Raw genomic sequence first — 7051 nt, 5'->3', positions numbered from 1 at the left:
CGCCGGTGTCAAGGCCACGCCCTACCGGTGGCCTGCGCCCAGCCCTGACACCGACTGCGGGCCGCTCCCTCGAGCACCTACCGGGAGCAGACCTGAAGAACCCCTATGAAGGTAGGACCCGATGACCGGCCTGCTGCTCGACGACGTGTCGATCCGGATCCCGCTCCCCGGCACGCCGCGCCGGTGGGTGCATGCGGCCGACGGTGTCAGCCTGCGGCTGGCGCCGGGTGCGGTGACGGCGATCGTGGGCGAGTCCGGCTGCGGCAAGTCGGTACTGGCCCAGGCGATCGCCGGGCTGCTGCCGGCCGGGACCCGGACGTCGGGCTCCATCCGGCTCGGGCCGGTCGATCTGCTGGGGCTGTCCGACGCGGCGCTGCAGCCGCTGCGCGGCCGCCGGATCGGGCTGATCCCGCAGTCCGCGGCGACCCACCTGACACCGGTGCGGACGGTCGGCTCGACCATGGCCGAGACGCTGCGCGTCCACGGCGTCCGCGCCGGCGTCGACGAGCTGCTCGACGGCGTCGGGCTGCCGCCGGGCACGGCCCGCCGGTACCCGCACGAGCTGTCCGGTGGCATGGCCCAGCGGGTGCTCGTCGCCCTGACGCTGGCGCTGCACCCGCACGTCCTGGTGGCCGACGAGCCGACGTCGGCGCTCGACCCCGAGACGACTGAGCTGGTGCTGGCCCGCCTCGCCGAGGAGGCGCGCAACGGTGCCGCCGTCGTCCTCATCACGCACGACCTCGTGGCCGCCCGCACGGTGGCCGACACCGTCGCCGTCATGTATGCGGGCCGGCTGCTCGAGGTCGGCCCGGCCGCGACCGTCCTGCATCAGCCGCGGCACGACTACGCCGCGGCACTGCTGGCGGCACTGCCGGAGAACGGGCTACGGCCCGCGCCGGGGACGCCGTCATCGCTGGTCGACCCGGAGCCCGGGGTGTGCGCCTGGCACACGCGCGTCGGGCTGGCCTGCGACCCCGGCCCGGCCGCGACGGCCGCTGACCTGGTCGCCTGTGTTCCCGCGGGGAGGTCCTGATGCTCAGTCTCCGGAACGTGTCGGCCGGCTACCCCGGCGGGAGCCGGCCGGTGCTCGACGGGGTCACGCTCGACGTGCCGGGCGGGGCGGCGGTCGGGCTGCTGTCGCCGTCGGGCTCGGGGAAGACGACGCTGCTGCGGGTCGCGGCACTGCTGCTGGCGCCGTCGTCGGGGACGGTCGTGGTCGACGGGACGGAGGTCCGCGGCACCCGGTTCGCGGTGCCGGCGGCGGTGCGCCGATCCATCGGGTACGTGGTGCAGTCGCCGCGGTCGTCGACCAACCCGCGGCTGACGCTGCGGCGGATCATCGCCGAGCCGCTGTCGTTCGCCGCGGAGCTGCGCACGCCCAGGCCCGAGGCGCACGCCGAGCGGATCGCCGAGCTCGCCGACCTCGTGCAGCTCTCGCCCGACCTGCTCGACCGGCTGCCGCACCAGGTCTCCGACGGGCAGCTGCAGCGCGCCTGCCTGGCCCGGGCCCTCGCGGGTACGCCGCGGGTGCTGCTCTGCGACGAGCCGACCGCCATGCTCGACGCCCCGACGACGGCGGCGATGATGCGGGTGATCGCACGGCACGTCGAGACCGGCGCGGCGGCGCTGATCGCGTCGCACGACCGGGCGCTGCTGGAGGCGACCTGCCCGGTCCGGCACGTCCTGGCCGACCTACAGGCGGCCGCCTGACCCGTCCGAGCCGTCGACCCGTGCCGGCGACGCCGACCCGGAGTCGCCTACGCGCCGACGCCATGGGTCAGAGGTCGTCAGTGACGTGCCGAAGTCGGCGGACAGCGAGGGCGCATGACTGACGTGATGGTGGCGGTGCCGACGTGGTGGGACCCCGCCCGGTGGGACCCCGCCCCGTGAGGGAGGGTCCCCACCCTACGGGCGGGCACCGACACTCGCCGAAGCCGAAGCCGACGCCGGAGCCGGCGCCGGCGCCCGCGCCCGGGACCGCGACGAGCGGCGTGATCAGGCGGAACCGACCCCGTCGGCCCGATCAGTCAGGCCGTCGGCACGAACCGCAGGCCGGCGCCGTCGTCACCCCGTCGCACCCGAGTCGCCCGCCGCCTCCTCGAGGTACGGCCGCAGCCGCTCCAGCGAGTACGGCAGCGACAGCGGCGACGGCGTGTTCAGCCCGACGATGGTCGGGTAGTCGAGCACGGCGACGGTGCCCGGCAGCTGGCCGAAGCCGGGGATGTCGGCGAGGTCGCTCTCGTCGCCGCCGTTGACCAGGAACGCCAGCACGTCGGCCTGTAGCAGGTCCGAGCGCTCGGTGCTGACGACGATCCGGGTGTCGCCGGTCGCCTCCCCCTCCGCCTTGACCGGCGGGTACATCGTCATGCCGAGCTGCTGGAAGAAGACGCTCGAGCCGTCCTGTTCGTCGGCGACGACGTAGAGCGAGTCGCCGACGACGTACTGCGCCAGCGAGAACGTCTTGCCCTCCAGACCGGGCAGCGCCTCCGCGACGGCGGCGACCTGGCCGTCGACCTCGGCGATGAGCTCCTCGGCCCGGCCGGGCTCGCCGAGGAGCTCCCCCGCCGTCCGGACCAGGTCCTGCCACGGTGTCACCTGCTGGGCGTCGAGCCCGGCGATGGTCGGTGCGATGCCGGAGAGCTGGTCGTAGACGGCCTGGTCCACGATCGAGTAGCTGCCGACGATGAGGTCCGGCTGCAGCTCGGCGATCTGCTCGATCGGCGGGCCGTCGTCGAGCGGCAGCGGCGCGGCGTCGGACGGCAGCTCCTGCCACGGCACGCCGGACTCGGGCATGAACGAGTCGACGGAGTACCCGACCGGCTCGACGCCCATCGCCAGCATGACGTCGGTCCACTGCAGGTCGATGGTCACGACGCGCTGCGGAACGCCGGTGATCTCCGTACTGCCGAACATGTGGTCGACGGTGATCGTCCCGGCGCTGTCGGTCCCGCCGCCGTCGACGGCCGCCGGCTCGGAGTCGTCGCCGCAGGCGGTCAGGCCGCCGGCCAGGGCCAGGGCGACGGCGGTGGCCGCGAACCGGGACATACTCGCGATCAGTCTCATAAAGGTGACCCTAACTCAGGGCAGCCTAACCATATCTTACAGGCCTCCGCCCTGCTCGCGATGAATTCGTCACCCTGATAGGGTGGCGAATTGAGTCGACGGCGGACCGCGCCGTCCCATCCAACGGGGGGACCACGCACCATGACCCACGCACTGCCCACCATCGCCCCGGCCGCGGCGCCGGCCCGCCCGCCGCTGCGCGAGCGCGCCTGGCTCATCTGGGGCATCGCCGCCGGCGCGCTCGGCTTCGCCGCGACCGCGCTGCTCGACGTGCGGCCGCAGGGCGAGCGCGACGCGATGGCCGAGGGCCGCGACTACCTCGTGACGTCCGCCGACATGGCCGACGTCGACCGCTTCGGCAACTACCTGGGCTTCCTGCTCGGCTTCGCCGCCGTCGCGGCGCTACTGGTGTTCCACGCCGCCTGGCGCACGCACGTCGAGCCGGCGCTGCCGCGGTCGGTGGCGGCCCGGGTGGTCAGCGCCGGCCTCGTCGTGTCGGCCGCCGGCCTGACCTTCGGCTACGCCTGGAAGGGCGCGCTGGGCAACTACGGCCCGGGCGGCAACGAGGCGGACTACTTCGACCAGAACGGCCTGTACGTGTACTTCATGCTGACCGACTTCGGCCCGTACATCCCGTGGTATGGCGTGCTGGTCTCGCTGGCCGGCATCGGCTGGCTGGCCTGGGCCGACCGGGCGATCTCGCGCATCCCCGGCACGATCGCCCTGGTCCTCGTGGCGCTCGTGGTGGTCGCCTACGTCCTGACCGGCGTTGTCGGCCTGGCCGCGATCGTCGCCGGGCCGGGACTGGTCATCGTGTGCGCGTGGATCCTCCTCGGCCGCACTCCGATCAGCGCACCCTGACCCATGATCATCGGCGATCGACCCCGTCATGGCGTCATGGCGTGGTCGATCGCCGATGATCACAGGGGTGGGCGGCAGGGCACCCCGCGCGGCACGCACGTACGACGCCGGTCCAGCCGCGGGCTCTCAAGACGCGGGCCTGTTCCGCGGCAACGCCGCACGGGTCACCGAACACGTCACCGTGGCCATAGCGAAGCGTTGCGTGGCCGTCGACGGTGGCGCGGTTGTCCCGCTGCCGATCGCGGAACCGGCCCTCGCCGGTGTGCCCGATGCGTCCGTCCAGCTCGACCCGGACGCCGTACGCGTCGTAATCGACGTCGATCCACACCACACGCTGCCCGGAGGCGCGGCGCTGACGGCAGCCGGCCGGCAACCCATGGGCGCGCTCGACCCGGCGCAGGTGCCGCAGCTCCAGCGGCGACTGCGCCCCCTCTGCCACGTCGACGAGCATGGCCTCGATCATGCCTCGCCAGCGGATCTTCTTCCGCCGGCCCAGCGCATCAGCCAGTCGGTGCGGCGTGGTCAGGCGGCGCTGACACGCCGCCGTGATCCAACCCTCCGCCTCACGCGGGTGCGACGCCATGTCGACGAGATCCAGGACGGTGTCGTCGATCCGCGTGCGCGGAGGGCTCTTCGACGGGTGCCGGGTCAGCGGCAGCCGCCACGCGTAGTGGACGCGAACACCGTCGATCTTGCCGCGGACATGCCGCTCACCCGGAGCGGTGACGTGGATGACCGCACCGGGGTCGTCGCACAGGCCGTCGAGGAAGGCGGCGGTGCTGTGACTGGCCACCGCTCCACGGCCGGCGCGCAGGATCGCCGCCCACACCCGTGCCTCGAACGACAAGGGGCCGGTGATCGTCGCGTACACGCCGAGATGGATGCGCCGCCAGCGCCCGGACTCGACCATCCACTCCACGCGGCGGTCGGTCAGCCCGCAGGCGTGCGCCTGCGCACGGCTGATCAGCCCGTGCTGCTGCTCCAGTAGCTCCTCGAGATCCACGGAGGCCAGCCTCCGCGAACTCGGCCCACCGCGCCAATCGGCCTGTGGACAACCGTCATCATCGGCGATCGACCACGCTATGACGTGGTCGATCGCCGATGATCATGGGGAGGTGGGCGGGGCGAAGGCGGTCAGGAAGATGCGGACCGCTTCGGCGGCGTGGCGGCGCAGGTCATCCTCGGGCGGGATGGCGGCGTCGCCGAGCATCATGGCGCGGTTCAGGGGCGCCGCCATGACGAGCCAGTTGAACCACTCGGCGGCGGCCGCGGGGTCGTCGAGCGGCAGCCGGCCATTGGCGCCGAGCCGCTGGAACATCGCCCGGATCTCGTCGATCGCCCGCTGCGGCCCGCGCTGGTACAACACCGCGGCGAGCTCCGGAAACCGGCCGACCTCGCCGATGACCAGGCGCCGCAGCTGCAGCAGGTCCGGCGACATGACGATGAGCAGCTGCCGCTATGCGAACGCGACCAGGTACGCCTCGAGGTTCTCGTCCTCGCCCAGCTCGGCACGGTCGTGGTGCACCAAGTCGCCGGCGTCGCCGGTCATGGAGCCGACGATCTCGAGGAACAGCGCCTCCTTGTTGCCGAAGTGCGTGTAGACCGTCTGCTTCGACACCCCGGAGCGGGACGCGATGAGGTCCATGTTCGTGCCGAGGTACCCGTTGCTCAGGAACACCTCGCGGGCCGCGCGGACGATCGCCTCGTGCTTCTCGTCGGACCGCGCCCACGGCCGGGCGCCCGCCTCCGCCATCGGTTCTCCTTCCGCCCAGCCCCGTGACGCCACCTGTTGACGTCATACCCCGAGTACGTCGCCCAGGTGCTCAGTTACCGGGCCGACGGCGAGTCGCTGGTCTGGGCCGACTCCGGCCCGCACGCGGAGCTGTTCGCGGACATCCGGGTGCCGACGCGGTTCCTGCTCGGCACCGAGACCTTCGACGAGATGCACGTCGCCGCCGCCTCGGTCCTGGCCGCGATCCCGGGTAGCGTCAAGAAGGAGATGCCCGGCGCGTTCCACAGCTGGGAGGCGGCCCCCATGGCCGCGGAGCTGGCGACCTTCGTGCGGACGGCGGCAGTGGGGGCTCGGCGCGACTGACGACGGGAGGCGCGATGCGGATCGGCGACCTCGATCTGCTGCCGATGTCCGACGGCACCTTCGTCGCCCGGCCCGCGTACTTCACCCGCGGCCCGGTCCCCGATCCGCCGCCCGCACCGTTCGGTCGCGACGGCGTCGCCTGGCTGCCGATCGGCTGCTTCCTGATCCGCACCGGCGACCGCGTGGTGCTGGTCGACGCGGGCCTCGGCCCGGCGTGGGACGACCTGCCGGACGGCATGGCGCTGGTCGGCGGCCAGCTGCCGGCGGCGCTGCTCGCCGGAGGCACCCGGCCCGAGGACGTCACCGACGTCGTCTGCACGCACCTGCACGCCGACCACGTCGGCTGGCTGTTCGACCGCGACGGCCGGACGGTGTTCCCGGCGGCGACGCTCTGGTTCGGTGCGGCCGACGGGGCGCACTTCATCGACGAAGACGGCGGCGGCGAGATGGCCGATCACGTGCGGGCCGGCTTCCGCGGCGGCGCGACCGACGCGAAGCCGGTCGACGGCGACCACACGGTCGCGCCGGGGGTCGACATCGTCGCCACGCCGGGGCACACGCCCGGCCACCTCGCCGTCGTCGTCTCCGACGGCGGCGACCGCGCGATCCTCGTCGGTGACGCCATCACCTGCCCGGTCCAGCTGGCCGAGCCGACATGGCACTCGTTCGGCGACGTGGACCCCGAGCAGGCCGGCCGCAGCCGCGAGCTCCTGTGGGCCGAGCTGGCCAGGCCGGGCACCGTCGGCACCGGCGCGCACTTCCCTGAGCTGCGCTTCGGCCGTGTCGCCGGCCACGCCGGCGGCCACGCCGGCGGCCGCGTCTGGTCCGCCTGACACCACCAGGATCACCCGAGCTCCACCAGGCCTGCAGGCCTCGTGCGACACGGAATCTCGTGCTGAACGTGGTCTCTCTGTCAGGGTTCTGCTACCGGGCGCTGTTCGACGGGGCGGGGCCTGGCGTGGTCGCCGGGTGACTCCAACGTGATCTGCCCGCTGTGTGTGGCTTCGGTAATGACGTGTCCATGGTGATCAC

The 7051-nt window shown here is 73.2% G+C and carries 9 protein-coding genes; 5 read left to right on the top strand and 4 right to left on the bottom strand.

Annotation, left to right across the window (positions count from 1 at the left end; all coding sequences use genetic code 11):
* The first annotated feature begins 121 nt into the window (after nucleotides 1-121).
* Complete coding sequence (locus E1212_RS28685; protein WP_131988904.1) at nucleotides 122-1033, top strand: ABC transporter ATP-binding protein; 912 nt, start codon at nucleotides 122-124, stop codon at nucleotides 1031-1033.
* Entirely contained in the window at nucleotides 1033-1710 is a 678-nt protein-coding gene (locus tag E1212_RS28680) for an ABC transporter ATP-binding protein (protein WP_131988902.1), read from the top strand. Before E1212_RS28685 ends, E1212_RS28680 begins: the two co-directional genes overlap by 1 nt.
* A 354-nt stretch (nucleotides 1711-2064) precedes the next feature.
* Here E1212_RS28680 and E1212_RS28675 read toward each other — a convergent pair whose 3' ends face one another.
* Entirely contained in the window at nucleotides 2065-3063 is a 999-nt protein-coding gene (locus E1212_RS28675) for an ABC transporter substrate-binding protein (protein ID WP_131988900.1), read from the bottom strand.
* Between the two features lie 141 nt (nucleotides 3064-3204).
* On the opposite strand from E1212_RS28675, the gene E1212_RS28670 reads away from it, so the two are divergent.
* Entirely contained in the window at nucleotides 3205-3924 is a 720-nt protein-coding gene (locus E1212_RS28670; RefSeq protein ID WP_131988898.1) for a hypothetical protein, read from the top strand.
* Nucleotides 3925-3958: 34 nt separating this feature from the next.
* Here the strand turns inward: E1212_RS28670 and E1212_RS28665 are convergent, their stop codons facing one another.
* The 3 genes from E1212_RS28665 to E1212_RS30215 all read right to left on the bottom strand — a co-directional run bounded on the left by E1212_RS28665 (nucleotide 3959) and on the right by E1212_RS30215 (nucleotide 5677).
* Complete coding sequence (locus tag E1212_RS28665) at nucleotides 3959-4927, bottom strand: type IV toxin-antitoxin system AbiEi family antitoxin domain-containing protein (RefSeq protein ID WP_131988896.1); 969 nt, start codon at nucleotides 4925-4927, stop codon at nucleotides 3959-3961.
* A 102-nt stretch (nucleotides 4928-5029) separates the two neighbouring features.
* The gene (locus E1212_RS30220; protein ID WP_203417371.1) at nucleotides 5030-5362 is read right to left on the bottom strand and encodes a TetR/AcrR family transcriptional regulator C-terminal domain-containing protein; all 333 of its coding nucleotides are present in this window, start codon (nucleotides 5360-5362) and stop codon (nucleotides 5030-5032) included.
* An 18-nt stretch (nucleotides 5363-5380) separates the two neighbouring features.
* Entirely contained in the window at nucleotides 5381-5677 is a 297-nt protein-coding gene (locus E1212_RS30215; protein ID WP_203417370.1) for a TetR/AcrR family transcriptional regulator, read from the bottom strand.
* A 36-nt stretch (nucleotides 5678-5713) separates the two neighbouring features.
* On the opposite strand from E1212_RS30215, the gene E1212_RS28655 reads away from it, so the two are divergent.
* Both E1212_RS28655 and E1212_RS28650 read left to right on the top strand, forming a co-directional pair.
* On the top strand, nucleotides 5714-6019 hold the full coding sequence (locus tag E1212_RS28655) for a hypothetical protein (protein WP_131988894.1): 306 nt from the start codon (nucleotides 5714-5716) through the stop codon (nucleotides 6017-6019).
* A 14-nt stretch (nucleotides 6020-6033) separates the two neighbouring features.
* Nucleotides 6034-6852: an MBL fold metallo-hydrolase gene (locus E1212_RS28650; protein WP_131988892.1), complete on the top strand. Its 819-nt coding sequence runs from the start codon at nucleotides 6034-6036 to the stop codon at nucleotides 6850-6852.
* Nucleotides 6853-7051 lie beyond the last annotated feature (199 nt).

The organism is Jiangella ureilytica (assembly GCF_004348545.1).
In the GTDB taxonomy this organism is placed as follows: Bacteria; Actinomycetota; Actinomycetes; order Jiangellales; family Jiangellaceae; genus Jiangella; species Jiangella ureilytica.
This window is presented reverse-complemented; position numbering and strand designations above follow the sequence as displayed.

Coding starts and splice junctions, on each gene's coding strand:
- E1212_RS28650 (WP_131988892.1), top strand. CDS start 6,034: ATGCGGATCGGCGACCTCGATCTGCTGCCGATGTCCGACGGCACCTTC.
- E1212_RS30215 (WP_203417370.1), bottom strand. CDS start 5,677: ATGGCGGAGGCGGGCGCCCGGCCGTGGGCGCGGTCCGACGAGAAGCAC.
- E1212_RS28675 (WP_131988900.1), bottom strand. CDS start 3,063: ATGAGACTGATCGCGAGTATGTCCCGGTTCGCGGCCACCGCCGTCGCC.
- E1212_RS28685 (WP_131988904.1), top strand. CDS start 122: ATGACCGGCCTGCTGCTCGACGACGTGTCGATCCGGATCCCGCTCCCC.
- E1212_RS30220 (WP_203417371.1), bottom strand. CDS start 5,362: ATGTCGCCGGACCTGCTGCAGCTGCGGCGCCTGGTCATCGGCGAGGTC.
- E1212_RS28670 (WP_131988898.1), top strand. CDS start 3,205: ATGACCCACGCACTGCCCACCATCGCCCCGGCCGCGGCGCCGGCCCGC.
- E1212_RS28680 (WP_131988902.1), top strand. CDS start 1,033: ATGCTCAGTCTCCGGAACGTGTCGGCCGGCTACCCCGGCGGGAGCCGG.